Source organism: Streptomyces sp. RLA012 (assembly GCF_056270325.1).
Genome location: NZ_JBWDPA010000002.1, coordinates 50,563 through 76,469 on the forward strand (window position 1 = coordinate 50,563; position 25,907 = coordinate 76,469).

24 protein-coding genes and 7 pseudogenes are annotated in these 25,907 nt (G+C 67.5%); 18 read left to right on the forward strand and 13 right to left on the reverse strand.

Annotated elements, in window-relative coordinates:
- Positions 1 to 202 precede the first annotated feature (202 nt).
- The 3 genes and pseudogenes from RV986_RS00395 to RV986_RS00405 form a co-directional block, all read left to right on the forward strand.
- Positions 203 to 463, forward strand: a pseudogene (locus tag RV986_RS00395) (MFS transporter); the annotation flags it as partial.
- Between the two features lie 107 nt (positions 464 to 570).
- On the forward strand, positions 571 to 1,431 hold the full coding sequence (gene yczE, locus RV986_RS00400; RefSeq protein ID WP_475915464.1) for a membrane protein YczE: 861 nt from the start codon (positions 571 to 573) through the stop codon (positions 1,429 to 1,431).
- A complete protein-coding gene (locus RV986_RS00405) occupies positions 1,421 to 2,890 on the forward strand; it encodes a dolichyl-phosphate-mannose--protein mannosyltransferase (protein WP_475915465.1) in 1,470 nt (489 codons plus the stop codon). Before yczE ends, RV986_RS00405 begins: the two co-directional genes overlap by 11 nt.
- On the opposite strand, the gene RV986_RS00410 is transcribed toward RV986_RS00405, so the two are convergent.
- From RV986_RS00410 to RV986_RS00430, 5 genes and pseudogenes are all read right to left on the reverse strand, one after another.
- Entirely contained in the window at positions 2,841 to 3,173 is a 333-nt protein-coding gene (locus RV986_RS00410) for an integrase core domain-containing protein (RefSeq protein ID WP_475915466.1), read from the reverse strand. The two genes, RV986_RS00405 and RV986_RS00410, sit on opposite strands and share 50 nt — an antisense overlap.
- A gap of 7 nt (positions 3,174 to 3,180) precedes the next feature.
- Positions 3,181 to 4,529: pseudogene (locus RV986_RS00415) on the reverse strand (IS30 family transposase).
- Between the two features lie 76 nt (positions 4,530 to 4,605).
- Positions 4,606 to 5,232: pseudogene (locus RV986_RS00420) on the reverse strand (IS3 family transposase); the annotation flags it as partial.
- The gene (locus RV986_RS00425) at positions 5,220 to 5,381 is read right to left on the reverse strand and encodes a hypothetical protein (RefSeq protein ID WP_475924719.1); all 162 of its coding nucleotides are present in this window, start codon (positions 5,379 to 5,381) and stop codon (positions 5,220 to 5,222) included. The pseudogene RV986_RS00420 and the gene RV986_RS00425, both read right to left, overlap by 13 nt.
- A gap of 20 nt (positions 5,382 to 5,401) precedes the next feature.
- A pseudogene (locus tag RV986_RS00430) lies at positions 5,402 to 5,509 on the reverse strand (transposase); the annotation flags it as partial.
- On the opposite strand from RV986_RS00430, the gene RV986_RS00435 reads away from it, so the two are divergent.
- Positions 5,508 to 6,089, forward strand: coding sequence for a zinc-binding dehydrogenase (locus tag RV986_RS00435; protein ID WP_475915467.1), 582 nt, complete (start codon positions 5,508 to 5,510; stop codon positions 6,087 to 6,089). The pseudogene RV986_RS00430 and the gene RV986_RS00435 sit on opposite strands and share 2 nt — an antisense overlap.
- Positions 6,090 to 6,291: 202 nt before the next feature.
- Here RV986_RS00435 and RV986_RS00440 read toward each other — a convergent pair whose 3' ends face one another.
- The gene (locus tag RV986_RS00440; RefSeq protein WP_475915468.1) at positions 6,292 to 6,897 is read right to left on the reverse strand and encodes a CGNR zinc finger domain-containing protein; all 606 of its coding nucleotides are present in this window, start codon (positions 6,895 to 6,897) and stop codon (positions 6,292 to 6,294) included.
- A gap of 262 nt (positions 6,898 to 7,159) precedes the next feature.
- Entirely contained in the window at positions 7,160 to 8,008 is an 849-nt protein-coding gene (locus RV986_RS00445) for an MBL fold metallo-hydrolase (protein ID WP_475915469.1), read from the reverse strand.
- 260 nt (positions 8,009 to 8,268) lie between these two features.
- Here RV986_RS00445 and RV986_RS00450 point away from each other — a divergent pair, with 260 nt between their 5' ends.
- The 10 genes and pseudogenes from RV986_RS00450 to RV986_RS00495 all read left to right on the forward strand — a co-directional run bounded on the left by RV986_RS00450 (position 8,269) and on the right by RV986_RS00495 (position 18,200).
- Positions 8,269 to 9,126, forward strand: a complete 858-nt coding sequence (locus RV986_RS00450; RefSeq protein ID WP_475915470.1) for an MBL fold metallo-hydrolase — start codon at positions 8,269 to 8,271, stop codon at positions 9,124 to 9,126.
- A gap of 359 nt (positions 9,127 to 9,485) precedes the next feature.
- Complete coding sequence (locus tag RV986_RS00455; RefSeq protein ID WP_475915471.1) at positions 9,486 to 10,214, forward strand: flavin reductase family protein; 729 nt, start codon at positions 9,486 to 9,488, stop codon at positions 10,212 to 10,214.
- An 11-nt stretch (positions 10,215 to 10,225) separates the two neighbouring features.
- A complete protein-coding gene (locus tag RV986_RS00460; RefSeq protein WP_475915472.1) occupies positions 10,226 to 11,410 on the forward strand; it encodes an alpha/beta fold hydrolase in 1,185 nt (394 codons plus the stop codon).
- 60 nt (positions 11,411 to 11,470) lie between these two features.
- Positions 11,471 to 12,364, forward strand: coding sequence for an alpha/beta hydrolase (locus RV986_RS00465; RefSeq protein ID WP_475915473.1), 894 nt, complete (start codon positions 11,471 to 11,473; stop codon positions 12,362 to 12,364).
- Positions 12,365 to 12,396: 32 nt separating this feature from the next.
- Entirely contained in the window at positions 12,397 to 13,185 is a 789-nt protein-coding gene (locus RV986_RS00470) for an enoyl-CoA hydratase/isomerase family protein (protein WP_475915474.1), read from the forward strand.
- Between the two features lie 319 nt (positions 13,186 to 13,504).
- On the forward strand, positions 13,505 to 14,743 hold the full coding sequence (locus RV986_RS00475; RefSeq protein WP_475915475.1) for an NAD(P)-dependent malic enzyme: 1,239 nt from the start codon (positions 13,505 to 13,507) through the stop codon (positions 14,741 to 14,743).
- 53 nt (positions 14,744 to 14,796) lie between these two features.
- Complete coding sequence (locus RV986_RS00480) at positions 14,797 to 16,011, forward strand: hypothetical protein (RefSeq protein WP_475915476.1); 1,215 nt, start codon at positions 14,797 to 14,799, stop codon at positions 16,009 to 16,011.
- A gap of 525 nt (positions 16,012 to 16,536) precedes the next feature.
- Positions 16,537 to 17,235, forward strand: a complete 699-nt coding sequence (locus RV986_RS00485) for an SDR family oxidoreductase (RefSeq protein WP_475915477.1) — start codon at positions 16,537 to 16,539, stop codon at positions 17,233 to 17,235.
- A gap of 51 nt (positions 17,236 to 17,286) precedes the next feature.
- Positions 17,287 to 17,754 (forward strand): annotated as a pseudogene (locus RV986_RS00490) (FAD-dependent oxidoreductase); the annotation flags it as partial.
- A 176-nt stretch (positions 17,755 to 17,930) separates the two neighbouring features.
- Positions 17,931 to 18,200 carry a DDE-type integrase/transposase/recombinase gene (locus tag RV986_RS00495; RefSeq protein WP_475915478.1) on the forward strand — a complete coding sequence of 90 codons (270 nt, stop codon included), beginning with the start codon at positions 17,931 to 17,933 and terminating at the stop codon, positions 18,198 to 18,200.
- Here RV986_RS00495 and RV986_RS00500 read toward each other — a convergent pair.
- Positions 18,188 to 18,481 carry a hypothetical protein gene (locus RV986_RS00500; protein WP_475915479.1) on the reverse strand — a complete coding sequence of 98 codons (294 nt, stop codon included), beginning with the start codon at positions 18,479 to 18,481 and terminating at the stop codon, positions 18,188 to 18,190. The two genes, RV986_RS00495 and RV986_RS00500, sit on opposite strands and share 13 nt — an antisense overlap.
- Before the next feature lie 26 nt (positions 18,482 to 18,507).
- Complete coding sequence (locus RV986_RS00505) at positions 18,508 to 18,813, reverse strand: SDR family NAD(P)-dependent oxidoreductase (protein ID WP_475915480.1); 306 nt, start codon at positions 18,811 to 18,813, stop codon at positions 18,508 to 18,510.
- On the opposite strand from RV986_RS00505, the gene RV986_RS00510 reads away from it, so the two are divergent.
- Entirely contained in the window at positions 18,812 to 18,994 is a 183-nt protein-coding gene (locus RV986_RS00510; RefSeq protein WP_475915481.1) for a hypothetical protein, read from the forward strand. The genes RV986_RS00505 and RV986_RS00510 overlap by 2 nt on opposite strands.
- Positions 18,995 to 19,021: 27 nt before the next feature.
- Entirely contained in the window at positions 19,022 to 19,426 is a 405-nt protein-coding gene (locus RV986_RS00515; protein WP_475915482.1) for a hypothetical protein, read from the forward strand.
- Between the two features lie 176 nt (positions 19,427 to 19,602).
- Here the strand turns inward: RV986_RS00515 and RV986_RS00520 are convergent.
- Both RV986_RS00520 and RV986_RS00525 read right to left on the reverse strand, forming a co-directional pair.
- Positions 19,603 to 20,840, reverse strand: a protein-coding gene (locus tag RV986_RS00520; RefSeq protein WP_475915483.1) for an IS3 family transposase whose coding sequence is annotated in 2 segments (ribosomal slippage) — positions 19,603 to 20,567 and positions 20,567 to 20,840 — 1,239 coding nt in all. Because the reading frame shifts where the segments join, the coding sequence is not laid out codon by codon here.
- 423 nt (positions 20,841 to 21,263) lie between these two features.
- Positions 21,264 to 22,447 (reverse strand): IS3 family transposase gene (locus RV986_RS00525; protein WP_475915484.1). Its coding sequence is split into 2 segments (ribosomal slippage): positions 21,264 to 22,183 and positions 22,183 to 22,447, totalling 1,185 coding nucleotides; the frame shifts between segments, so codons are not numbered across the junction.
- Between the two features lie 242 nt (positions 22,448 to 22,689).
- Between RV986_RS00525 and RV986_RS00530 the strand changes: the two genes are divergently transcribed.
- Both RV986_RS00530 and RV986_RS00535 read left to right on the forward strand, forming a co-directional pair.
- Entirely contained in the window at positions 22,690 to 22,884 is a 195-nt protein-coding gene (locus RV986_RS00530) for a hypothetical protein (RefSeq protein WP_475915485.1), read from the forward strand.
- A gap of 472 nt (positions 22,885 to 23,356) precedes the next feature.
- Positions 23,357 to 23,770: pseudogene (locus RV986_RS00535) on the forward strand (IS30 family transposase); the annotation flags it as partial.
- Positions 23,771 to 23,804: 34 nt separating this feature from the next.
- Here the strand turns inward: RV986_RS00535 and RV986_RS00540 are convergent.
- Entirely contained in the window at positions 23,805 to 24,038 is a 234-nt protein-coding gene (locus RV986_RS00540) for a hypothetical protein (protein WP_475915486.1), read from the reverse strand.
- Positions 24,039 to 24,191: 153 nt separating this feature from the next.
- A pseudogene (locus RV986_RS00545) lies at positions 24,192 to 25,666 on the reverse strand (IS3 family transposase).
- Between the last annotated feature and the right edge of the window lie 241 nt (positions 25,667 to 25,907).

Below are 25,907 nucleotides of genomic sequence, written 5' to 3' on the forward strand. Positions count from 1 at the left end.
CCCGGCCCGCGTCACGTGCTCGGTCCGGGCCACGCCGCGAAGTACGCAAGACGCGGCGCGAGCAGCGTATCGAAGTCTGCGGCGCCACTTGTGTCACCGAACGTTGACGGAGCCCCGCTGAGCTCTGCTGATGCGCCACAGGAACGATCAGTGAGTTTCTGTGCATTGGACGGATGGGTTTAGGGGTCCGTACGTTCCAGCCATGCCTGCTGCCGATACCGGGGCGTCCACCACCATGGGCGCCCATGCCACCGCCCTTCCCGTCGCCGATTCCCGTCTGCCCCTGGGCGGCACCGGCTACCGCCGGATGAGCCTCGCCCTCTTCCTCACCGAGGTCGCGGCCTTCGCGCTCCTCTACTCCACGCAGGCCCCGCTACCGCTCGTCTCCCGTGACTTCGGGGTGACGACGAGCGCGACCAGTTGGACGGTGTCGGGCACGACGGGCGGACTGGCGCTGTTCGTCCCGCAGTCCGTCGGCGCCGCGCTGGAGGTCCGTCCTTGAGCACTGACGCCCCGCACCCCCATGACCGCGCTCTGGAACAACCCACCGAAGCTGCGCCGGCACCGCGCATGCCTACGCCGCTCCTCGCCTACGTCCCCCTCCGTGAGCACCCGCTGAGACGCCTTCCCCAACTGCTCATCGGCCTCGCCCTGTACGGATTCAGCCTCTCGGTCATGGTCCGGGCCTCGCTGGGCGTCAACCCCTGGAGTGTTCTCTACGAGGGGCTGGAGAAGCACACGTCCCTCAGCTTCGGCACTATCAGTGCCGTTGTCGGAGTTCTCGTGCTCCTGCTGTGGATCCCCCTCAAACAGAGACCGAAACTCGGCACCGTCGCCAACATCATCGTCCTGGCATACTCATCGGATCTCGGCCTCTCACTCATCCCAGAGCACCTCGGACTCCCTGCCCGGGCCGGCCTGCTGGTCGGGGGTGTCCTCCTCAATGGATTCTCCATCGCTGTGTACGTCGGCGCGCGCTTCGGACCTGGCCCCCGCGACGGACTGATGACCGGAGTGTCCGGCATAACCACGCGCTCCATACGGCTCATCCGTACCCTGATCGAGATCATCGTGCTCACGGCGGGCTGGCTACTCGGGGGAAGCGTGGGCGTCGGCACCGTGCTGTACGCACTCACCGTCGGCGCCATCACCCAGTTCCTCCTACCCAGGTTCGCCTACCGCAGTAACGACGACTCCCGGACGTCCTTCACTCATCGTGTCCCGCGTCCGGATCGCACACAGGCCGCAAGCCGACGGGCAGGTCAGGGAGCTGAAAAACCCGGCCTCGTACGAGAACTACGTCCTCAACGCGAGCAGACCGTCCGGGCGGGGGTCACACAGCGCAACGCCCGGCAGCACAGGACTGGCCTGCGCCGCCCCCCGCAGCCAGAACTCGGCTGCCACGCGCGAGGATCATCCGGTGACGAGTAGCAGCGCGCCGCGTTCCCATGTCCTCGACAGCACTCGTCCGACTGCGGCGCCCGGCAACTGGGAGGACCGTCTACGCCTGTTCGGATACGCCGGACGCTCCCGTACCGACATCCGCGAGCGCCTGGTTCCGCCCTTTCCCGAGCCGTCAACCCGCCTCTGGGAGCTCACACGCATCAATCCGGCGCTGGCGTACCGCGTCGCGAAGGCAATGGACTGGCTGGGGCCGGTACTCACCGCCGTCATAGCCGGAGCGATCCGCTTCTGGCACCTCGGGCAACCGCAGGACCTCGTCTTCGACGAGACCTACTACGCCAAGGACGCCTGGGCGCTGCTGCAGCTCGGTTACGAGGGCACCTGGCCGGACCGTAAGATCGCCGACCCTCAGGTCCTGGCGCACCCTCAGGTGATCCCGCTCTCCGACACCGGGTCCTTTGTCGCGCACCCGCCGACGGGCAAGTGGGTGATCGCCCTCGGCGAGTGGATGTTCAGCCTCAACCCGTTCGGCTGGCGCTTCATGACTGCGGTCCTGGGCACGCTGTCGGTGCTGATGCTGTGCCGAAAAGGCCGTCGCCTGTTCCGGTCGACGGCGCTGGGCTGCCTGGCCGGCGCGCTGATGACGGTGGACGGTCTGCACCTGGTGATGAGCCGCTCCGCTCTCCTGGACCTCGTCGTCATGTTCTTCGTACTGGCGGCGTTCGGATGCCTGCTGCTCGACCGGGACCACGCACGGGCCCGGCTCGCGGCCGCCCTCCCGGTGGGCGAGGACGGCCACGCGCGCCCGGATCAAGTCACAGGCGACCGCGCCGGGATGGGATTGCGTCCATGGCGGCTGGCAGCCGGCCTCTTCCTGGGACTGGCGGCCTCGACCAAGTGGAACGGCCTGTACTTCCTGGCCTTTTTCGTGGTCCTTACCCTGCTGTGGGACGTCGGCTCTCGTCGCGTGGCGGGGGCCCGCCGCCCGTACCGGGCGGTGCTGCGCAAGGACCTCGGCTGGTCGCTGCTGTCCGTCGTTCCGGTCGCCGTGGCGACCTATCTGGTGACGTGGACAGGCTGGTTCCTGTCCGACAACGGCTACGGACGGCACTGGGCGGACAGCCGCGGTGGCACCTGGTCGTGGATTCCGGCTCCGCTCCGCAGCCTGTGGCACTACGAGTACGGGGTGTACCAGTTCAATGTGGGGCTCCATACTTGGCACCGGTACGAGTCCAACCCTTGGAGCTGGCTGGTCCTCGGCCGCCCTGTGCTGTTCCACTACCAGTCGCCGAAACCCGGGCAGGACGGGTGCCACGCGACGGCTGACTGCTCGCAGGCGATCCTCGCACTGGGCACACCGCTCCTGTGGTGGACGGCATGCTGCGCACTTGTCTATCTGCTCTACTGTCAATCCCCTGGTTGCGTAGAGACGTTGGTTATGCGGCCCGGCCTTCCTGATCGGTCCGAGCTCGCGCTTCCCGGATGATCCGTTCGAACTCGGCGGGTGGCTTCCCCCCGGCCGCGCTGTGACGGCGTTTCGTGTTGTAGAAGTCCGCGATCCACGTGGCGGTCTTCAGCCGGGCCTCGGTGCGGGTGGCGAAGGTGTGCCGGTGGATGTACTCGACCTTGAGGACCGAGTGGAACGACTCCGCGGCGGCGTTGTCCAGCGCCGACCCGACGCGCCCCATCGACTGCACCACGCCCCACCTGCCGCACAGCTGCTGGAACGCCTCGGACGTGTATTCGCCAGGTTCAACCAGTGGATGCAACACCGGCTTATTTCATCGATAGTAGATGGTCGTTGAGGGCCTCGGCGGGCGTCTTCCAACCGAGGCTCTTCCGGGGCCGGCTGTTGAGCGTGGCAGCGACCGCCTCGATATCCTCAGCCGCCCATCGAGAAAGGTCAGTTCCCTTCGGGAAGTATTGGCGCAACAGGCCGTTCGTGTTCTCGTTGGTGCCGCGCTGCCAGGGGCTGTGCGGGTCGGCGAAGTAGACCGGGATGCCGGTCTCGATCGTGAACTGGGCGTGTGCCGACAGCTCCTTGCCGCGGTCCCAGGTCAGCGACCGCCATAGTTGCCCGGGCAGGGTGCCGACCGTTGCTGCCAGCGCGTTCTTCATCGTCACCGCTCCGTAGCCGGCCAGCGGCGGCCCATTCTTGGTCCGGGGAACCGTGCCGTAGCCGTCCTCGCGGGGAAGATGGACGAGCACCGTGAACCGGGTGGTGCGCTCGACCAGCGTGCCGATCGCCGACCGCTCCAGTCCGATCAGAAGATCGCCCTCCCAGTGTCCCGGAACGGCCCGGTCGTCGGCTTCGGCCGACCGTTCACTGATCAACACCTCGGGCGTGACGTGGGCCCACGACGTCCGCTTGGACCGGGCTCGGGGCACCCGCAGGGCCCTGCCGGTGCGCAGGCAGGCGACGAGCTCGCGCTTGAGCGTTCCCCGGCCTTCGATGAACAGGGCCTGGTAGATCGCCTCGTGGCTGATCCGCATGGACTCATCATCGGGGAAGTCGACCTTCAGCCGGTTCGCGATCTGCTCCGGACTCCACGCCATGACCCACCGGCGGTCGCCGCGGTGCGGCTTGTTCCTGCCCTTCCACCGCGGCCCCTCCGGCCCCAGCATCATCCCGTCGGGGCGGCTGACCTGGCCGGAAAGCCTTTCCTGTACGTAGTCGCGCAACCGGTCGTTGGCCGCCAGTTTCGCGGTCTTCGGGCGCCGGGCCACCAGATCGGCCTTCCACTGGGCGACCGAAGCCCTGTAGTCCAGTCGGCCGCCACGAGTCGCGGCGTTGCGCCGCAGTTCCCGGGACACCGTCGAAGGATCACGGCCGAGACGTCGCGCGGTCTCCCGGACGCTGATGCCCCGCGCTTTCAGGATCGCGATCTCTTCACGCTCGTGAAAGGACAGGTACCGGCCGGACTGCGGAGCAAGATCCATTGGTGGCATGCCGCCACCGTGGCGGAACCACCTTCCCCCGCCGCTTGGGATACGCCGACCGAAGCTGCCGACTCCTCCGGGAGCAGTCCCTTCGCGATCCCCCGCCAGAACTGACGTTCCGCTTCCCGCCGTAGCGCCGGTGCACCTGGTGACTTCATCGGCGAACGCCCGGTCAACGCTGCCATCCACCCTGCTGGCCTGCCCATCAACACCTCCGAGGACGAGGTGTTGCAACGACCGGTTGAATCCGCCTTCGCTGCCGCGGTCCGTATGGAAAATGACGCCGTCGACCTGGCCGCCCCGGGTCGCGATCGCCATCTGCAGGGCCGCGCTGACCAGCGCGGCGTCGTGCCGCGCGCCCATCGCGTAGCCAAGGGCGCGGCGGGAGAAGGCGTCGTGGACGGATGCGAGGTAGAGCTTGCCCTCTCCGGTCTCGATCTCCGTCATGTCGCCCCACCACAAGACGTCGGGAGCGATGGCGTCGAACTTGCGTCGCACCAGGTCAGGAGCGGTCTTCCGCTTGCCTGGGCGGGTGAGCGAGCGGCGTCGACGAGGCGGCTTGCGGCCCTGCAGGCCGAGTTCGGCCATGATCTCGGCGACGGTGTTCTGCGACACCTGCCAGCCCTCCTCCCACAAATCCAGCGTGATCCTCGGCGAGCCGTACGTCCGGCCGGAGCAGTCGAAGAAGTAACGGATCCGCTCGGCCAGCTCTGCGCGTCTGATCTCGCGTTTTGTCGGCTCGGACGGCCTGCGGCGCCACTTGTAGAACCACGCCTCCGACACGCCCAGGGCCCGACAGGAGGTGCGGTGCGAAATGCTGTGCACGGTCTTCTGGTCGCTGATCACCCCGACAAGCAACGCCGGGTCCGCCACAGCTACTTCACCCACAAGACCATGCAGCGTTTGAGCACATCACGCTCCATGGCCAGCTCCTTGTTGTCCTTCTTCAGCTGCGCGTTCTCCCGCCGCAGCCGCGCGAGCTCCTCGCTCTCACCCGTCGCCGTGGCCCCGCCGCCCTGCGAGCCCGCGACACCCAACTCGCCAGCGTGGTCTCGTTGATCCCGAGATCCTCCGCGACCTGCGCGATCGGCTTGCCGGTCTCGGCGACGATCCGCACAGCCCCCTCACGGAACTCCGCGTCGAACTTCCGCCTCTTGCCTGCCATGACCCTCAACTTCCCCTGCAGTCAGGGTCTCTACGCTACGAGGGGAAGGTCAGTCGGCCGGCTGGTGACGGGTGTGTGCCAGTTCCACAACATGGGCCTGGTCAACGTCGTCCGCAGCGAGCGCGGTGCCGCCGAGATACGCAAGCGGTTCCCGGACGTCCCGGTCGTGGCGACAGAGCATCCGGGCTGGGCCGACGAGGTCCGCAAGGCAGCCGGCGGCCGCCCGGTCAGTGTGGCCTTCGACCCGGTCGGCGGGAAGCTGACCGAAGGCCTTCTGGGCCTGTTGGCGCCGGGCGGGAAACTGGTCATCTACGGGGAGCTCACCGAGGAGCCGATCTCGGTGCCTGCGTCGACGCTGCTGTACCAATCGCTGACGCTGCGTGGCGCGAACCTGGGCCGGTGGCTGTACGAGGCCTCCCCCGAGAGGCGGGCATCCGACGTAGCTGCCGCGGCGCAGATCGCACTGACACTCAAGGACCAGTTCGACGTGGCCGACACGTACGGCCTGGGCGAGCTGGCCGATGCCGTGGAGCACGCGGTACGCCCCGGCAAGATCGACACCGTCCTCGTCCGCCCTTGACGACTGTCCCTACCCGGACGGCAACATCGTGCGACAAACGGCACCCTCACGATCAGGCCCGCGCGATGCGCCAGACGGTCGACTCCGTGGGTCGTTCCTGCACGACGAATCCGTTCACGGAGGAGGCTGCCCTGCTGCGGCAGGCAGCTCAGGTGTCGACAAGCGAGGCACAGCGGCGAGGACCGCGCCAAAGAGCCGACTGTCAGACCTGGTCGGCGCCGGCCCGCTTGCGCGCACGATAGTTGCGCAGGTTGGCCGTGTTGCCGCAGACGTGGACGTCGTGCCAGACGCCGCTGTTGTTGCGGGAGCGGTCGTAGAAGGCAACCAGGCAGCGCGTGTTTCGGCAGGACTTCAGGCGGCGCAGAGTGTCGGTGCACTGCGCCTGGTAGACCTCGATGAGGGCGAGTGACGCCGCCTGCCGCCATCCCGTACCGCGGGGCTCGGCGTGGATGGCCCCGTGCTCGTCGAGCCGCAGTGCGGTGGGCAAGGTCATCAGTGAAGCCGCCGGGCCGGGCTCTGTCGCCGAGTCACCGAGCTGGGCGTGGAGGCTCTGGCCCAGGTCATGACGGAAGTCGCGGAGGCCCTGTACGTCCTCGGCTGTCAGTTCGATGCCGGGTGCGGGCCGGTGGGTCGCGCCACTCCAGCTCTTCAATGCCTGGTCGAGCCAAGCACGGGCGCCCTCAGCGGTCTGCAGAAGGTCGGGCTCCCGGGGCTTGCCTGCGGACAGTGTGTTGAGCAGGTCCTGCACCAAGGCCAGCCCGCCCGGGGCGGGCTCCAGGCCGTATCGGGCTGTCGCAGTCCAGGACATTCGCGGATCTCTTTCGGTGACGGCAGCTACGCCAACATGCCCATTGCGCATTTACTTATTACGTTTGGAAGTGTAACTCCCCGAATGACGAGTGTCAGCTCCCCGAAGTTCCAGGTAGGAGCCGGTCGGTTCACCCATGCAGGCGGTGCCACTCGGGTGAGTCGCGAACAGAAGCATATGGATGTCGGATACTCACTCAGCTGACGCCTCCTCGCCCCGGACGCCCCGACCATTGCGTGACCGGGCGGCCAGGCCCGGCCGCTCAGCCCTTGGCGGACCTCGCCGAGCCCCACAGTGCGCCCCGGTTGACCCGGCCAGGATGCAGTTCCAACATGCCGTGGTAGAAGTCGAGAGTGGTCGTGGTGCGCTCTGCGACCGCCTCGAAGTCGTGGATATAGCGCCGGGTCTCGGCGATTGTCTTCGGGTCGTCAGGACGGTCGGGGTTCTTGTGTCCCGCGACCACCGCTTCTGGCTCCAGCGCGGCGATGGTGTCGAGCGCGTCCAGCCAGGCTCTTCGGCCCTCGGCGGGCGATTCGGCGAGGTAGAGGTGCACATCGTTGTAGACGGCGTCTCCGGCCACGACCAGGCCGATGGACGGCACGTGCAGACAGGTGGTGTCATCGGTGTCCGTGTGCCCGAGTCCCACGACGACGAGGTCGTGACCCTCCAGCTCCAGCCGATCACCGGCCAGCGGCTCCGCCGCCACGAGCCGGTCCGGGATCTGGCCGGGGAAGCGCTTGTCCCAGAACGACGCGACGAACTCCGGTGCCATCTGCTTCTTCATCTGCTCCACCACCGCCGGCGTCGCCAGTGCGCGCGCCCCCGGGAAGCGTTCAAGAAGGGTGCCCAGCCCGAACCAGTGGTCACCGTGCCCGTGGGTCACGAAGACCGTGGTGAGGTTCACGCCGCTCGCCGCAACCCAGTCGGCCAGTCGGTCGGCCTGCTCGGCAGTCATCAGCGCGTCGACCAGCACCGCATCGCGCTCGCCTGTGATCAGTGTGGCCGTGATGGGCGACCACATGCGCCGGGGGACGTCGGGCGGCAGGTCGGCGATCTCTGTGGGGATCGACGGCGCTACGTGGACACTCCAGCTCAGTTGCGCTCCGGACATGATCGCTTCCTTGGGACTCAGAGGCAGCCACAAGCGAGCTGTAACCGATCAGCCATGTAGATACCTGTGAATGCTGCCTGGCCTTGTCGTACTTCTCCAGCCGAAAGTAACTCAAGCAAACAACAGAGTCAACAAGCGTACGATTATGTCGTCTAGTCATCCTTGCGTAGGCATTGAATTCCCATGCGCAAGCGGTGCGCCGCCGGTACGTGACCCGACGACCGCGCAGGCCGCACGTTGCCCTTCAGGGAGGAGTCACCATGACCGCATCCACGCCCAGCTCTCTGGCGTACGAGACTTTCATTTCGGACGGCACACCCCGGGCCGGCGAGGAACGTCTGCCGAACGGTGACCGGCTCGCTTCCTCACCGCTGGCCTCGACGCTGATCTTCGGGGAGGAAGACGCCGTGCTCGTCGATCCGCCTTTCACCCGTGAACAGACCGAACGGGTCGGTGACTGGGTCGAGCGGTCCAGCAAGCGCCTGACCCACATCTACTCCACCCACGGGCACGGCGATCACTGGTTCGGCACCGCGGAACTCGTGAAGCGATTCCGCGGCGTCACCGTCCACGCGACCCGCGGCACCATCGAGGTCATGCACCAGCAGGCCACCGACGGGCGCGAACAGATGTGGGACAAGCGCTTTCCCGGCCTGATCCCCGACAGCCCGGTTCTGGCCCAGCCCATTCCCGCCGACGGCTTCCAGCTGGAGCGCAACCTCATCCAGGCCGTCGAGGTCGGACACACGGACACCGACGAGACGTCCGTCCTGCACGTACCGTCCATCGGCCTCATAGTGGCCGGCGACGTCGCCTACAACGGGGTGCACCAGTACATCCTCGAAGCCGGCAATGACGGCCTGCAGAAATGGCTTGCGGCCATCGACCGTGTCGCCGCACTTGAGCCGCGCTCGGTCGTGGCCGGCCACAAGAACAAAGACCTACCGGACGATCCCGCCATTCTCAACCGAACCCGGCAGTACCTGCTGGACGCCATCCGGCTGCTCGACGAAAAACCGACTGCCCGCGAGTTCTTCGACCGGATGACAGAGCTCTACCCGGATCTGCTCAACCCGGGTCCGGTCTGGTACGGAGCGGTCGGGCTATTGGGAGAGTGACCAGGAAAAGCCGTCGTGGCGACAGCGCAGCGGCCGACACGAACGGCGCCGGCACCTTGCAGCCGTCCCGACCCCTGGAACAGCGCGTACGCCTCGCCGCGCCCCGTCGGCTCCCCAGCCGCCTCCCTTTGCCGCTATTCCGGGCGGGGCCATCAGGCGCTCGCCGCAATCAGCGGCCGAAGCCTGCTCGCCCCTCCACTCGCACGACATAACTAAAAGGCATATACTTCTGTCATGTGAGTGTGACGTACCCAGGGCAGGCGTTCGATGCCGCCACGCGAGTCACTTCTCTCCGGCGCCGATCGCGCTGCGCGCAGCACTGCCCACGGGCCGCGCCTCAACTCGATGGAGGTCTGACGATGATCATTGACGCTGCGGAACTCGACGCCGCCCACGCGTACAAACTGCTGATCGGAAGCATCATTCCGCGCGCCGTGGCCTGGGTCAGTACGGTGTCCACCGAGGGCGTGGCCAATCTCGCACCCATTTCCTTCTTCACCGCGGTCGGCAGGAAGCCGCCCATGGTCTCGATCACACTGCAGCCGCAGGCGGACGGCGTCACACTGAAGGACACCTTCATCAATATCCGTGACACCGGCGAGTTCGTGACCAACCTGGTGACGCTGCCGCAGGCGGACGCCATGCACGGTTCGGCGTTCGGGTTCGAGTCGGACGTGGACGAGTTCGAGGCGCTCGGCCTGGGCAAGGAGCCGTCCGAGGTGGTGCGCGCCCCCCGGGTCGAGGATGCGCCGATCTCCTTCGAGTGCGTCGTCGACCGGATCATCCCCGTCGGGGACGACATGGTCGACCACGTGGTGTGGGGCCGGGTGGTGCGCTTCCACGTCCGGGACGACCTCTACCTGGAGCGGGGCCGGATCGACACCGCCGCGCTGCCGGCCGTGGGACGCCTGGCCGCCGAGTACACGCTGGTCGAGAACGTCTTCACCACCCCCCTGGACAAGGAACTGCTGGAGGCGAAGCACGGCCTGCGGATGCAGCGCCTGGACGGACGGCCCACCGACTGGTCCCCGATCGGCACCAAGGAGTGGTCCCCCTCGGGCGAGGTCAGGATCGCCCCCGGAAAGTGAGCACAGCAATCATGAGGACAGACCGGATCGGAACGAGCGGCGTGCGGTTCCGGCGGCAGGGCGAAGGGGACTTCGCCGTGGTGTTCGTCCACGGCTTCCTGGACGACCAGTACGTCTGGGACGGCCTGATCGGCGAACTCACCACCCCGGGCATCGAATGCGTCACCCTCGACCTGGCTGGGAACGGGGACCGCACGCAGGCGAGCGGGCCGTTCACCTACGACCGGTTCGCCGACGAGGTGGGCGCCGTGGCCGACGCCCTCGGCAAGCCCTTCGTGATCGTCGGGCAGAGCATGGGGTCGGCGGTGGCCGAACTGGTGGCCGCCCAGCGCCCCGACCGGGCTCTCGGCCTGGTCCTGGTCACCCCGGTCCCGCTGGCCGGCACCCGGCAGCCAGACGAGGTGATGGACACCTTCCGTTCCCTGGGCGGCGACGGCGACGCACAGCGCACGGTCAGGACGCAGCTGTCGGCCGCGCTGGCGGAGGCGGACCTCGACCGGCTGGTGGTGAGCGGCACGCGGATCCGTCCCGAGACCGTGCGGGACGCCGCCGACTGCTGGAACAGCGGGCACCCGGCGGGCGAGCAGCCCAGCCGGTACACGGGGCCCGTGCTCATCGTGCGCGGCGAGGACGACGGCTTCGTCACCGACGAGTTGGTCGCCCGGGGGGTCGCTCCGCGATTCGCCGCGCCCGAGACGGTCGCGGTCGGCCAGACCGGGCACTGGGCCCACCTGGAGCAGCCGGCCACCGTCGCGGGCCATCTCGACCGCTTCCTGGCCGGTGTGCTGCCCGCCGTACGCGCGTCGGACTGGACCAACGCCTTCGAGGAGAAGTCGGCCAACGCGTTCAGCGAGGCGTTCGCCGCCGACGTGACGCTGGAGGCGAGCATCCTCACCCGCACGGTCGAGGGCCGGGACCTGGTCAAAAACGTGATGGCCGCGGCGAGCACCATCTACGACTCGCTCGTCTTCACCCAGGAGACCGTCAGCGGGGAGCGCTCCTACATGGAGTGGCAGGCCACCGCATTCGGCGGCACGCAGATCGACGGCGTGACGATCCTGACGAAGAACGCGGACGGGCAGATCGTCCGGGCCGCCATCCACCACCGGCCGCTCGGCGCCGTCCACCGGTTCTCCGCCGAACTGGGCCGCAGGCTGAACGGTGTACTCGACGCCGAGTATTTCCACCGGGGCTAAGCCCCCGTTTCCGTCATTCCGGCCATGGCCCGGCCCTGGTCGCACCGAGGAGGTTGTTCAATGGTCCAGCGCGAGGATGTCGCATTCGACGCCGACGGCGGGGTCACGCTGCGCGGCTGGCTCTTCCTGCCGGACGGTCCCGGCCCGCACCCGGCGATCACCATGGCCCACGGCTACGCCGGGGTCAGGGACCACGGCCTGGAGCCCTTCGCGCGGGCCTTCGCCGCGGCGGGGTTCGTCGTCCTGCTGCACGACCACCGCAACTTCGGGGCCAGCGACGGCCTTCCCCGGCAGGACATCGACCCCTGGCGGCAGATCGCCGACTGGCGCCGCGCCATCTCCCACCTGGAGAGCCGGCCCGAGGTCGATGCCGGCCGGATCGGCCTGTGGGGTACCAGCTACGCCGGCGGCCACGCGATCGTGCTGGGCGCCACCGACCGCCGGCTGCGCGCCGTGGTCGCCCAGGTCCCGACCATCAGCGGCTTCGAGCAGGGGCGGCGCCGCATCGCGCCGGAGGCGGTGACGAAGCTGGAGGCGGCCTTCGACGAGGACGAGCGCGCCCAGGCGCGCGGCGAGGCCCCCCGCAGCCAGGCCGTCGTGAGCGACGACCCGGCGGTGCCCGCGTCCTACCGGACGCAGGAGGCCATCGACTTCTACCTCCAGCCCAAGCCCGAGGGCGTGTGGAGCAACGAGGTCACGGTCCGCTCCAACCGGCTGGCCCGCATGTACGAGCCCGGGACCTGGATCACCCGGGTCTCCCCCACGCCGCTGCTCATGGTGGTCGCCGAGAACGACACCGTGACCCTCACCGACACGGGGCTCGCGGCCTTCGAGCAGGCCCTGGAGCCCAAGCGGCTGCAGATGATCCCCGGCGGCCACTTCGCCCCGTACACCACCGAGTTCGACCAGGCGAGCACCGGCGCCCTCGACTGGTTCCGCCGGCACCTCTCCTGACGAGCGCCCCCGACAGAGTGCAAGGACGAACCATGCCCCATCTGACCTACTCCATCGACGATGGCCTCGCCACGCTGGTCCTGAGCAACCCGCCGCAGAACCGCATCGACCCGCAGATGGCCACCGACCTCGCCGAAGCGCTGGAGGCGATCGGCCACAGCGACGCCCGCGCGGTCCTGGTGCGCGCCGAGGGCCCGGACTTCAGCTTCGGCGGCGACATCGTCGACTGGCCGGATGCGGACGTACGCGAACTACGGACCCTCTTCGAGCGCTACATGCAGGTCTTCAACCAGCTCGAGCGGCTCCCGCTGCCGGTGATCGCCGCCGTCCACGGGCTGTGCTTCGGCGGCGGTCTGGAACTCGCGCTCCGAGCCGACGTGATCTTCGCCGGCGAGACGGCCCGCTTCGGCCACCCCGAGCAGACCCTGGGCATCGTCACCCTGCTCGGCGGGATCTACCGGGTCGCTGAGCGTGCGGGCCGGGCACGCGCCGCGGAATGGGCACTCACCTCCGAGCAGGTGCCCGCCAGGGTCATGGCCGACGCCGGTGTCGTCAACCGGGTCGTCGCCGACGACACCCTGCTGGCCGAGGCGACCGCCTTCGCTCGCGAGGCGGCCAAGGGACCCACCCGCGCCTACGCCGCGCACAAGGCCCTGCTGCGCGCCTGGACGGTCGGTGGCGTCTCCGCCGCGGACGAGGCGATGTTCGACATCGCCATGCCGCTGTTCGAAACCGACGACGTCAACAAGGGTCTCGCCTCCGCCGTCAAGGCCTTCAAGGCAAAGCAGCCCCGGCCCGCCGTCGACTTCCAGGGCCACTGACCGGCCCCGGGCCCACCCCCACCACCACAGAAAACCGCAGGACCCCTCCCCCAGGCACCACGCCCCCTGCCGCCGGCACCCGCCGATGAACGACGGGTGCCGAGTGCACAGCACCCACCGTGACCGGCCCCCATGACCGGCACCAGTGCCTGGCAGGGCGGCCACGCCACGGCCCGGGCCGGCCGCAAGACTCCCCGGCACCACAACGCACGGCGCCGTCCCGTACGGCACCAGCCCGGGGGAACGGACCGCCAGCGCAGCCCCCGCGCCTGTCTGCCCAGGGCAGGCAGGCGCGTTGCCGCACGAAGGAACAGCAGTCATGAACGCAGAAAGCGCCACGTCAGCCGGGCACCGCGAAACCGCCGCCCGGGACAGCAAGCCTGTCTTCGCGCTGCACCGCCGCGGCAGGACGGCGATCACATCGACCGTGCCGCTGCGGGACAGCGACGACCTCTCACTCGACTACACGCCCGGCGTCGCGGAGGTGTGCACCGCGATCGCCGAGCAGCCCGAACTCGTCCACGACTGCACCTGGACCTCGCACACCGTCGCGGTCGTCACCGACGGCTCCGCCGTGCTCGGCCTGGGCGACATCGGGCCGCGGGCCTCACTGCCGGTCATGGAAGGCAAAGCGGTCCTGTTCAAGCAGTTCGGCGCCGTGGACACGGTCCCCGTCGCGCCGGCCACCACCGACGTGGACGAGATCGTGGAAACGGTGGCCCGCCTCGTCCCCTCCTTCGGCGGCATCAACCTTGAGGACGTCTCCGCCCCCTGGTGCTTCGAGATCGAACGCAGGCTCCAGGAATGCCAAGACATCCCCGTCTTCCACGGCGACCAGCACGGCACGGCCATCGTCACCCTGGCCGCCCTGCGCAACGCCGCCCGGCTCACCGGCCGCGATCTCGCCGACCTTCGCGCGGTCATCTCCGGCGCCGGCGCGGCCGGCGTCGCCGTCGCCAAGATCCTCATAGAGGCAGGCATCGGGGACATCGCCGTTGCCGACCGGACCGGCATCATCCACCGCGGCCGCACCGACCTGACCGATGTCAAGCGCGACCTGGCGGTCGACACCAACCGGGCCGGACTCACCGGCACCCTGCAGGACGCCCTCGCCGACGCCGACGTCTTCATCGGCGTCTCGGACGTCTCCGACGTCTCCGACGTCTCCGACGGCACTGTCCCCGAAACCGCCGTCGCCACCATGGCCAAGGGAGCGTGCGTCTTCGCCATGGCCAACCCCACCCCGGAAATCCACCCCGGCATCGCCCGCAGCTACGCGGATGTCGTGGCCACCGGCCGCAGCGACTACCCCAACCAGATCAACAACGTCCTCGCGTTCCCCGGCATCTTCGGCATCTTCGCCGGAGCCCTCCGCGTCCGCGCCAGCCGCATCACCCCCGGCATGAAACTCGCCGCCGCCGATGCCCTCGCCTCCGTGGGCGCCGACGAACTGCGCCCCGACCACATCATCCCCTCCCCCTTCGACCCGCGAGTGGCCCCCGCGCTCGCCGAGGTCGTCGCCACCGCCGCCCGGCTCAAGGGGGTGGCCCGGCGGTGAACCACCCAGCGGTCACCCCGAACGGTCCCACGGTCGTCGATCACCCACCAGTCATGGAGAAACCCGAAGTGCATCCCCAGCCCCACCCCCCACATCACCGGCGCCGCCATCCCATCCGCGTCTGGCTGCAGCCGTTCCTGATCGGCCTGGTCATCGTCTCGGCGTTCGTCAGCTGCTACGTCGGACTCATGCGCGACCCCCAGCCCCACCGGATCCCCGTGGCGGTCACGGGCCCCCGGCTGGCGAACGAGGTCCAGCAGGCCCTGGGCGACTCGATCGACGTCCGGCGCGCCGACTCCACCACCGAGGCACGCGACGCACTGCGCCACCGTGACATCGTGGCCGTGCTCGGCGCCGGCCCCCACGGGAAGGACCTCAAACTCGACGTCGCGAGCGCGAACGGCCTGTCCACGACCACCGCGGTCACCAAACTCGTCACCGCCTACGCACACGGCGCCGACCAGCACCTCAGTGTCTCCGACATCGTGCCGCTCGACCGGTACGACGCCCGCGGCCTGGCCGGGTTCTACGTCTCCTTCGGAGTGACCCTCTCCGGCTTCGCCCTCGCCCAGAACGTCGTGGGACTCAGCAGCCTGCTCCAGCTGCGGCACCGCTTCACCCTGATGGCCGTCTTCGCCGCAGCGTCGGGCCTGGTCGCGGCCGCCATCGCCGGCCCCATCCTCGACGCCGTCCCCGCACCGTATCTCCCCCTCGCCTTCGTCCTGGCCCTGCTGGCCGCCGCCGCTGCCTTCACCACGAAAATGCTGGCCACCTACGTCGGCCCCCTCGGCATCCCCCTCGCCACCCTGCTGCTGCTGACCGTCGGCAACTCCACCAGCGGCGCAACCGTCGGCACCGACCTGATGCCCAGCGGAGCCCGGACCCTGTCGGCACTGCTGCCCCCCGGCGCCGCTGTCCGTGCCATCGCCGACCTCAGCTACTTCCAGGGCTCCCACGTCCTCGCCCCGCTGGCGACGCTCATCCTGTGGGCCGCGGGTTCCGCGGTCCTGCTGGCCTTCCGCGCCACCAAACAACGCCCGGCGGCCCCCGCACCGCCCCAGCCCCAGACCGCCCCGAACCCGCACCTGTCCGGCAATGACCGCCCCACACCACACCGGGCCACAACCGACTACGCACCCACACCGTCCTGGGCCGACACCGACGAAAGACACTTCGCACCAGGCAACGGCACCACACGGCACCCGGCGTTCACCGTGCCGCCGAAAGAGCCCGACACGATGCTGAAAGCTTCGTCTGACTGCGTCTGACCGATGTGACAACAACCAGCGACGCGTGGCGCCGAGGCTCGGACCGAGGAACTTCGACCAGCGCCAGCATCGGGATGCGGCGGATGTGGTTGGCAACTCGCCAGAAAGATGTCGTACGCCGATTGCGTTGCCCACCGTTCTGGCTTGCATCCCGTGACACCTGCACGAGCGCATGAGGACGCACCACGCAAACCAGTCGGCACAGGTGGCCCCCACATACGGCTCGCCCGGCCAATCCAGTTACTCGTGGTCACCAAGGCGCCGGAACTACGCGTCCCACGTGATGCAGCGCCGCTGCTGATGCGAAACCCTGGGTTGAGTCCCCGGTCGCTCGTCAGCCGGCGAGCGGCGCCGATGTTCGAGCTGTGCTGGTCGCGCGGCTGTTTCCTTGGAGGGACGCTATGGGCTTGCGGAGTTCAGAGGCAAGCTGCAGATCGCCTAACCACCTATTGGCTGAATGTTCCAGATACGGGGCCCGCGGTTCTATCGGCACGGCGGCAACTTACGAAAACGAGGTGTCCGGCCATGGAGATCAAAGGATCGGTCGCGCTGGTGACCGGCGCGAACAGGGGTATCGGACTGGCGTTCACCCGTGCTCTGCTCGCCCGGGGCGCAGCCAAGGTGTATGCGGGCGTCCGCGGCCCCGAGGGCGTCCGGGAGCGGGGGGTCGAGACGCTGCGTCTCGATGTCACCGACGAGGACCAGATCGCTGCTGCGGCGGTGGCGGCGTCCGACGTGACCATCGTGATCAACAACGCCGGCATCCAGGCCGGGCCGAGCCTGTTGGAGGGATCTCTGGAGGGCGCGCGGCGCGAGCTGGAGGTGAACTACCTGGGCCCCTGGGCGGTCTCGCGAGCCTTCGCTCCGGTGCTCGCGGCCAACGGCGGCGGAGCTCTGGTGAACATCCTGTCGGTGGCGTCGTGGCGGGTGAACATGCGGTGGCCCAGTTATGCGGCGTCGAAGGCCGCTGAGTGGTCGCTGACCAATTCATTGCGCGTTGGTCTGCGACAGCAGGGGACACTGGTCGTCGGGGTGCATGTGGGTCCTGTGGACACCGACGCCACCGTGGGTCTCGACGTGCCGAAAGTGCCGGCTGCGGAGGTGGCGGCGCAGACCATCGAGGCGATCAGCCGCGACATGCCCGAGGTATTGGTCGATGAGGTCTCCCGCCGGGTGCGCGCGGCGTTGTCCGGCCCTGTGGAACTCCTGGAGCCAGCGCCGTGAACAGCGACTGCGGGATTACCCAAGGCCATCCGACACCAAGGGAGAGGTGGAATGGACACTGCCTTCGATGTCGTCGTCCTCGGTGCGGGCCCCGGCGGATATGTGACTGCCATCCGCTCCGCGCAGTTGGGGCTTCGTACGGCCATCGTGGAGGGCCGTTTCTGGGGCGGGGTGTGCCTGAACATCGGCTGCATTCCGGCCAAGGCGCTGCTGCGCAACGCCGAGGTCGCACAGTTGATCCTGCACGACGCGGAGAAGTTCGGCGTAAAGGTCAGCGGGAACGTGAGCCTGGACTACCCCAGCGCCTACGAGCGGAGCCAGGTGGTGGCCGACGGCCGCGCGAAGGGCGTCGGCTATCTCATGCGCAAGAACAAGATCGCCCAGTTCGAGGGCCAGGGCACCTTCATCGACCCGCACACGATGCAAGTGCGCCTGCGCGACGGCGAGGCGACGCTCTCCTTCCGCTCTTGCATCATCGCCACCGGCGCGACCGTGAAGCTGCTGCCCGGCACGACACGTCGCCTCCCACCAGACCTACGGCGTCCCGCGCATCCATGCCGAACTGCGGCGTCTGGGACAGCGCGTGACCGCAAGCGGGTCTCCCGAGTCATGCGCGAGCGAGGCTTCCAGGGCCCCATCGCCGCAGGCCGCACTCGCTGACGCGGCCGGACAAGAAGGCGAGGCCGGCCCCGGACTTGACCGGACGCGACCTCCTCACCGACCGCCTCGGCACGAAGCTGGTCGGCGACATCATGTTTCTCCCGACCGGCGAGGGCAGGCTCTACCTCGCCTGCCTGCTGGACCTGGCCACCCGCAAGGTCGTCGGCTACGCGATGGCCGACCACTACCGCGCCGCCCTCGTCATCGACGCGCTGCGGATGGCCGCGGGACGCGGCCGGCTCCAGCCCGCCTGCATAGCGCCTTCGGACCGCGGCAGCGCATACATGTCCGGTCAATTCCAGTGAGAGACAGGCGAGTTGAACCTCCAGCACAGCTGCGGCCGCACCGGATCATGCTTCGACAACGCCGCCGCGGAGACTTCTGGGCCCTGCTCGAAGAAGAGATCGGGACCCGGGCATCGCCAGACCGGGCCACCGCCCGCGCCGAGGTTTTCGCCTTCATCGAGACGTTCTATGACCGCCGCCGCCTGCGCAAGCACAAGGTCTTCGGCCACCTCACCCCAGCTGAGACCAGGCAGCGTCACCAACACGCCCTCGTGACAGAGAGATCGAGCGTCCAGGATCACGGGGAAACTTCACGACGGAGGCAAGCTCAGCGCTGAGGGGACTGGGAGAGGGTAGCTTTGAGCCGCCTGGTGGGCTCGTCAGCGAGGACTTCGGTCCGGCCGTCGGCAATCGCTTGCGTGGTCTGCTCTGCCACCTCGGCTGATGTGATCTTGGGTTCGTCGATCCGGGCACTGAGGTCGGTGTCGACGAAGCCTGCGTGGACACCCACCACCAGGGTTCCCTGCTCCCGCAGGCCTTGGCGCAGGGAGTCGGTGAGTGACCACTGGGCTGCCTTGGAGGCCGCGTAACCGGGGAAGTCGGGCCGCCCGGTCCAGGAGGCCAGGGAGAGCATGTTGACCAGTACGCCGCCGTCATGGCGCGTCGACCGGCAGCTCAAAGAAGCCATGATCAAAGGCCCCGACCCGCTCCACCTCGCGGAAGTCTTCGGCCTCGACGAGAAGACTGCGATGCGCTACGCGGACTCCGCACGGGCACTGCTGGTGCAGTCCGCCGAACAAACCTGTGAGAACTGACGGTGGCCTTCTGCCATTCTGCTTGCCATGTCCGCACGAAATCGAAGACTGCCCCGGCACCGTGCCTGGCCACTGACCACCACCGACATCAACGAGTGCCTCGGCCTTTACATGACCCGCGTCAAGGACCTGCAGTTCCTTACCGGGCATGGCAGCGGGACCATCGTCCTGGGAGCAGCGTGGCTTGCTCCGAACCCCCGCAACTACGGCCGCGGCATCCACCCGGATATGGTCGGCTTCCACATAGACGTCCACCCAGTCGATGCCACTGAACGTGCTGCCACCCGCGCTGTTCTACGAGCGCAAGCCCTCCCGCAACTCCACGAATGGATCACGCAGGCGATCGCTGCCGACGAGACCTGGCAACTGACGCCGCACCAGCACTACTGGCGGCTCACCAACGGCCACCTCACCCACCGCGACGAAGAGTGAACCGAGTCCGGACGACACGCACACCCCCACATCAGCGAGGCCACACCGGCGAGTTCGCAACGAACCCAAGAGGCCGCACCCAGGAATCAGGACACCCGCCCCTCGGGTTCCCGCCAAGAAACCTTCAGTTTCCCTGAACTCACGGAACTTGAACCGTTCCGGATTCGGTAGAGACTCTAGATTGTGGCTGTGGCCTGCAGTTTTGGCTGCTGTTGGTAATAGACGGCTTCGTATTCGGCTGGCGGGACGTGGCCTATCTCACCGTGGAGTCGGCGGTGGTTGTACCAGTCGGCCCACTCCGCCGTGGCCAACTCGACGTCGCTGAGGGCCTTCCATGGCCGCTGAGGCTTGATGAGCTCGGTCTTGTACAGGCCGATCGTCGATTCCATCAGTGCGTTGTCGAGGGCGTCGCCGACGGTGCCGATGGACGCCGCGATCTGTTCGGCGGTCAGGTGGGCGGCGAGGCGGAAGCTGGTGTACTGCGATCCGGCATCGGAGTGATGGATCAACTCCCCTGCGATGACAGGGGTGTTCGCGCGGTCACGTTGCCACAGGCCCATTTCGAGTGCGGACAGTACCAGCGGCGTCTGCTTGTTCGTCGCGGCGGACCAGCCGACGATCCGGCGGGAGAAGGTGTCCACGACGAACGCGACGTAGATGGTGCCCGACCAGGTGGCCACGTAGGTGAAGTCGGCGACCCACACCCGGTTGGGGGTGCTGGCCACGAACTGCCGGCCCAGCCGGTCCGGGGCCCGGTCTGCTTCCTTGTCCGCCCTGGTGGTGACGGCCTTCTTCCCGCGCACCGCTCCCGTGATGCCTTCGGCCTTCATCAGGCGCTCGACAGTGCACCGGGCCACCTGATGTCCTTGCCGTTTCAGTTCGGCCCAGATCTTGCGGGCTCCGTGGACGCTGTAGTTGTCGCGGTAGATCTTGGTGATGAGCGGTGCCAGTTCCGCGTCCCGCAGTGAGCGGGCCGACGGCATGCGCTTCTTGTGTGCGTAAAAGGTGGACGGGTGGATGCTGCAGTCGTGCTCGGTGAGCGTCCTGCAGATCGGCTCGACTCCGCCGAAGCGGTCCCGGTGCTCGTCGATGAACGCTACGAGCGTGTGTGTGGCCGGTCGAGCTCGGCCGCGAAGAAACTCGCCGCAGCCTTCAAGATCTCGTTCGCCCGCTTCAGCTCGGCGACCTCTTTCCTGAGGGACTTGAGCTGGGCGGATTCCCCGGTCGTGGTACCGGTCCGGGCACCGGCGTCGACTTCGGCCTGACGCACCCAGTTCCGCAGGGACTCCGGCCCGATGTCGAGTTTCGCTCCGATCGAGCGGATCGCCGCGGACTCGGTCTTGTACTGATCACGAGTCTCCAGGACCAGACGCACGGCCCGCTCCTTGAGCTCCTTGGGGTATTGCTTCGCCATAACGGACTCGATCCTTCCAAAAGATCGAGCCTCGATCAAACCCGGAACGGTTCAACTCACCGGGTGTGATACTGGTGAGTTCGCGTATTCAACTGTCGCCGGTTCCTTGTGGGGTCCAGCCTGCTGGTGACCGTGTGTTGTCGCCGGGGGCGTATCGGCTTCAGGTTTTCTCCGGCTTCGGCGCGAGCCGCGTCGTGGTGACCTGGTGGTAGCCGAGGCATCGGTCGAGCGGGAGAACCGCTCGCAGGAATCGAAGCCCTGCTGGCCGTTCTCGTTCCCGCGGCAAGGGACAGGAGTCATCCGCGGGTCAGAGCCATGAACACGTGCTCAACCTGTCCATGGAGCGCGGCTATCAAGACATCGCCCTCGTCGGAGGTGCTGAGGGGCCGCGCGTTTTCCGGACAGCTGCCGTGCGCCTGAAATCTACGCTGCGAGCCGCATGTTGCGATGCTCGAGATATGCCTCACGTGGCGTCAAGTATCCGATTGCCGAGTGAAGTCGCATGCGATTGTACCAAAATTCAATGTACCTCGTGATGTCCTGTCGGGCTTCCTCCCGCGTGCTATACGTGATTCGACTCACCCGCTCGTTCTTCAGGGCCCCGAAAAAAGACTCAGCCATGGCGTTGTCGTAGCAGATTCCGGTCCGGCCGGCGGAGCGCCGGAGGTTGAGCTGGTCGAGAGTCTTGCCATACTCGGCGGACATGTAGTTGCTGCCTCGATCGGAGTGGAATATGGCCTTCTTGGCGAGCTTTCGGTTGCGCGCAGCGTTCTTGATGGCTCGGGATATGAGTGGCGTTTGGTAGTGGTCGTCCATGGCGTACCCGATGACTTCTTTTGTGCAGCAGTCGATGACGGTCGCCAGATAGAGCCAGCCTTCGCCGGTAGGGATATAGGTGATATCCCCGACCATCTTTTCTCCTGGCCGTTCTGCGGTGAAGTTGCGGCCGACCAAGTCGGGCACGGGGAACGGCATGTCGGCCTTGGTCAGGCTGAAACGCTTGGGCTTGGGCTGGCAGGGCACCAGGCCCAGCTCCCGCATGACCTGGCGGACGAGCTCCAGCCCGGCCTGCACGTCCCAGCGGCGCAGCTGCGCGTGCACGCGCCGGTAGCCGTAGGTGCTGTCGGAGTCCTCGAATATCTTCTCGATAATGACCTTGAGTTCTTCCCGACGGACAGCCGTGGCGGATTCCGGCCTGTTGCGCCATTCGTAGTAGCCGGAGCGGGAGACGTCGAGCTTGGTGCACATGAAATCTACAGGGAATGCGTACTCCGCTGTGTCGAGTCTCGTCTGATCGATGAACTCGAACTTGTCACTTATCGGTGATCCTTCGCGAAGTACGCTGCGGCTTTTTTCAGGAAACTGTTTTCCATCTCCAGCTCGCGGTTCCGCCGTTCAAGTTCCTTCAGGCGTGCGCGCTCATTTACGGTCAGTTCCGCATCAGCCGAAGGCTCCTGCTGCATCTGATGCTTCTTCACCCAGCCGCGAAGGGTTTCCGAATTGAGGCCGAGCTCCCGAGCAACCTCGGTGACGGTCTTACTCGACCTCAGCGCGACCTGGACGGCTTCCTCGCGGAACTCCGGTGAGTACTTGCTGGGTGGTGCCACAGTTACCTCGTTTCCTTTGAACAGAGATCCTATTGGGTCTCTGTCCGGAAACCTCGGGGCACCTCAGTGCACTCCATAACCAGGAAGCGGTGATTGAGGCGTCCCTCCCCCGGGGCCGGAGGCCGCATGCGCACCGGTTGCACATCCGAAGGGAGCATCAACGGATGGTCCTGCCGCGCACTTGGCTCCCATGTCCACGTCCCGGACTCGATTACGAAGTGTCCACGTGTCCATCGAGGTGCATGGGGATCTTTCAAGACGCACAGGACCTCGATCCGCCGCCCATCAATGAGGTTGGCCGTGATGTTGCGCTGCTGGCCGTTGAGGTGCAAAGCCGCCAAGAACGCCCCGCCGACGAACACACCCAAGATCGCGCCGATTGCAGCCATGCACGCATTCAAGCAGCAGCCCAGAAAGAAGGTCGAGATCTCTCATGAGGAATGTCTATGCCACCCCCGAGCAGCTCACGGGCTTGGACCGGCGCCCCGGCACCGGCGGACGCCGAACGGCTGATCGCCCGCTCCTCCGGGGACGGGCTTACTGGTGAGCTCGCGTGGTCAGCTGTTACCCGTTCTCGGCGGGGTCCAGCCTGGTGGTGACCGCCAGTGGTCACCGGTGGCGTATCGGCTCCAGGTACCTCCGGCCTCGGTGGCCAGCTTGGCCGTGGTGACCCGGTGGTACCCGAGAGCCTCCGCGACGACGGGGGCAGGCATCTCCCAGAACGTGCTGTCGGATTGCGGCGGTGCGGCCGGCGGTGGTGGGGATGCTGAGGTCGTTGAGGAGGGCCGCAAGGACGTCGGGGTGTACCGGTTGTCCGGCTCGACGGCCGGGGAACAGCCACCGGGAAGTGTGGTTGGTCGCGGTGTTCATGTTGTCCCGGCTGTCGATCCAGCGGAACAGGAGTTCCGCGAGCGCACCAGCCGGTACACCGCCATCGTCGCGCTGCCGGACGGCATCAAGGCCGAGCAGGTCGCCCCGTACCTCACCCGAAGCCTTCTCGGTGTCCCGTCCCAACTGCGGCGGACGCTCACCCGGGACCGGGGCCGCGAGATGGCCGAACACCAGGCCATCACCGCCGAGACGGGTATGCCGATCCATCTCTGCAAGCCGCGAAGCCCATGGCAGCGCGGCACCAACGAGAACACCAACCGGCTGTTGCGGCAGTACCTCCCCAAGGGCTCGGACCTCCGCACGTTCAGCCAGGCTGACCTGGACACCATCGCCCACGAGCTCAACCACCGTCCGCGCAAAACCCATGGCTACCGCACGCCGGCAGAGGTCTACGCTGCCCTTCTGAACAGCGGTGACGCCCTGACCGCTTGAGCCCGCCAAGGTTTTTTGACGGTTCGGCAGGCGCTCAGGTGGCCCGGAGGACGGTGCGGATGGCTTCCGCGACCGGCGGAGCGAAGGCGCTCAGGAAGTGCGGGTTGAGCAAGGGCGAGAAGGAGATCATCAGTTCGCCGCGGTCCTCGCCGTCCTCGCGCAGGGCGTGGTCCTCGATGAGCAGGACGGTGTCCGGTCCGAGGTCGGCCATGGGGTCGTAGGTGATCGCGCGTTGTACCGGCTGGGCCTGTTCCTGCTCCAGTGCCATGCGGACGACCGTCGCGCATGGTCCGTCGAAGAGTTCGTGAAGGCGGGCGTCGCTCTGGGGGCCGATGGCGACACGAAGTTCTGCCGGCTCAACCGTGAGTGCGAGGTGGACGGACTCGGAGCCTGTCAACGCGATCAAGGCAGGTAGATCGTTCTATCCCTGTGCCGGGATCGTTTGATCGTCGTGTCGGAGGTCGGCGGGCTTGTTGATCCAGGCGGCCTCGGGGAGTTTCGGTGGTTCGGGTGCCCCGCGGACGAATCGTTCGGGGTGCTGGCGGTAGACGCTCGTGAGGACGTCGGCGCGCATCTCGCGGAGCTGGTCGGCGAGGCCGAAGTGCACGTCGAAGGGGGTATGCATGGCTTTTCCGGAGTGCCGGTGGGCGAGGTTGTACCAGTCGAAGAAACCGGTGCACCAGGCGCGGGCGTCCTCGATGCAGCCGAACCGCCCGGGAAAGTCGTGCCGGTATTTGAGGGTCTTGTACTGACTCTCCGAGTACGGATTGTCGTTGGACGTCTTGGGCCGAGAGTGCGACTTGGTGACACCCAGGTTGTTCAGCATCTGCGCGACGTTGTGGGCGATCATCGGCGAACCGCGATCCGAGTGGATCGTCAACTTGCCTTGCCGGACGGGGTACTTGGCGATCGTCGAGGACAGGAACTGCTCGGCCAGCTCCTTGTTCTCCGAGGCGGCGACCATCCAGCCGACCGTGTAGCGGCTGTAGATGTCGATGATCGTGTAGAGGCAGAAATAGCTGCCCTTGACCGGGCCCTTCAGCTTCGTGATGTCCCACGACCACACCCGGTTGGGTGCGGTGGCGATCAGCTCGGGCTTCTTGCGCGGCGGATGCGTGGCCTGCGGCGCCGTTCGCGGACCTCGCCGTGCTTGCGCAGGATCCGGTACATCGTCGCCTCCGAGCACAGGTAGATGCCGCGGTCCAGCAGCACCGCGCAGATCTCGGCAGGCGCCATGTCGACGAACTCGGCCGAGCGCAGCACGGCCAGGACCTTCGCCTCCTCCGTCTCTGTCAGAGCCCGCGGATGCCGCTTGCGCTCCCGCTTCTGCCGCACCGGAGCCGGGGACCTGCGGTGGTGCCGATACCAGGTCGCCCGGCTCAGGCCGAGCGCGGCGCACGCCTGCACCCGTCCCACCAGCAACGACAGCGATTCCAGGGCCTTGGCGCGGGCGGCCTCGAAGGCCCCTCCCGCTGCCGTCACGGCTTCTCGCCCGTCGTCCCGTCGCTGCCCGTGGCGAGTTGATCCAGCAGCGCGGAGAGTTTTCCCTGCACCTCAATGACGGTGCGGGCCTTGCCCAACTCGCTGCGGAGCCCTGGCATTTTCGGCTTCGAGCCGGGCGATCTCCTTCTCTCTGGGATCCGCCTTCGGCCGGCCCGCAGGGGCGGCGAGCGCCGCCTTCGCGCCGTTGTCCCGCTGCTGGCGCCAGTTCGTGATCAGCGACGAGTACAGACCCTCCCGCCGCAGCAGGGCACCCTTGCCCTGCTTGTCGAGCGTCTCGTACTCGGCCAGGATCCTCGCCTTGTACTCCGCCGAGTACCGCCGCTGCCCGGTCGACCGGGGTGTCACCTGCGGATCCGGGGCCCCGTGGTCGTTGGTGCCGGCCACTACGGGCACTCCTCCTTCTCCGCCCTCGACTCAATGAATCATCCAGTATGCCTGGCTTGAGTCACTTTGACAGAGAGGGATCCGGACCAGGTCATGAAGGAGCTCGGCTCGCCGGGTAAGCCGGTAGTGGCGGTAGGCCGGCCACTCCAAAGTCGGCCGGTGGCCTCGGCGCAGATGTCGATGGCAGCCGCGCCGTAGCGCTGTCGGAGCCGCCAGCAGTGGCGTTGGGCGCGGATGACGTCGGGGGTTC

Coding starts and splice junctions, on each gene's coding strand:
- RV986_RS00510 (WP_475915481.1), top strand. CDS start 18,812: ATGTTGACCAGTACGCCGCCGTCATGGCGCGTCGACCGGCAGCTCAAA.
- RV986_RS00450 (WP_475915470.1), top strand. CDS start 8,269: ATGACCGCATCCACGCCCAGCTCTCTGGCGTACGAGACTTTCATTTCG.
- RV986_RS00455 (WP_475915471.1), top strand. CDS start 9,486: ATGATCATTGACGCTGCGGAACTCGACGCCGCCCACGCGTACAAACTG.
- RV986_RS00530 (WP_475915485.1), top strand. CDS start 22,690: ATGGGGATCTTTCAAGACGCACAGGACCTCGATCCGCCGCCCATCAAT.
- RV986_RS00440 (WP_475915468.1), bottom strand. CDS start 6,897: ATGTCCTGGACTGCGACAGCCCGATACGGCCTGGAGCCCGCCCCGGGC.
- RV986_RS00475 (WP_475915475.1), top strand. CDS start 13,505: ATGAACGCAGAAAGCGCCACGTCAGCCGGGCACCGCGAAACCGCCGCC.
- RV986_RS00460 (WP_475915472.1), top strand. CDS start 10,226: ATGAGGACAGACCGGATCGGAACGAGCGGCGTGCGGTTCCGGCGGCAG.
- yczE (WP_475915464.1), top strand. CDS start 571: ATGCCTACGCCGCTCCTCGCCTACGTCCCCCTCCGTGAGCACCCGCTG.
- RV986_RS00445 (WP_475915469.1), bottom strand. CDS start 8,008: ATGTCCGGAGCGCAACTGAGCTGGAGTGTCCACGTAGCGCCGTCGATC.
- RV986_RS00505 (WP_475915480.1), bottom strand. CDS start 18,813: ATGCTCTCCCTGGCCTCCTGGACCGGGCGGCCCGACTTCCCCGGTTAC.
- RV986_RS00485 (WP_475915477.1), top strand. CDS start 16,537: ATGGAGATCAAAGGATCGGTCGCGCTGGTGACCGGCGCGAACAGGGGT.
- RV986_RS00540 (WP_475915486.1), bottom strand. CDS start 24,038: ATGGCACTGGAGCAGGAACAGGCCCAGCCGGTACAACGCGCGATCACC.
- RV986_RS00480 (WP_475915476.1), top strand. CDS start 14,797: ATGGAGAAACCCGAAGTGCATCCCCAGCCCCACCCCCCACATCACCGG.
- RV986_RS00515 (WP_475915482.1), top strand. CDS start 19,022: ATGTCCGCACGAAATCGAAGACTGCCCCGGCACCGTGCCTGGCCACTG.
- RV986_RS00435 (WP_475915467.1), top strand. CDS start 5,508: ATGACCCTCAACTTCCCCTGCAGTCAGGGTCTCTACGCTACGAGGGGA.
- RV986_RS00465 (WP_475915473.1), top strand. CDS start 11,471: ATGGTCCAGCGCGAGGATGTCGCATTCGACGCCGACGGCGGGGTCACG.
- RV986_RS00470 (WP_475915474.1), top strand. CDS start 12,397: ATGCCCCATCTGACCTACTCCATCGACGATGGCCTCGCCACGCTGGTC.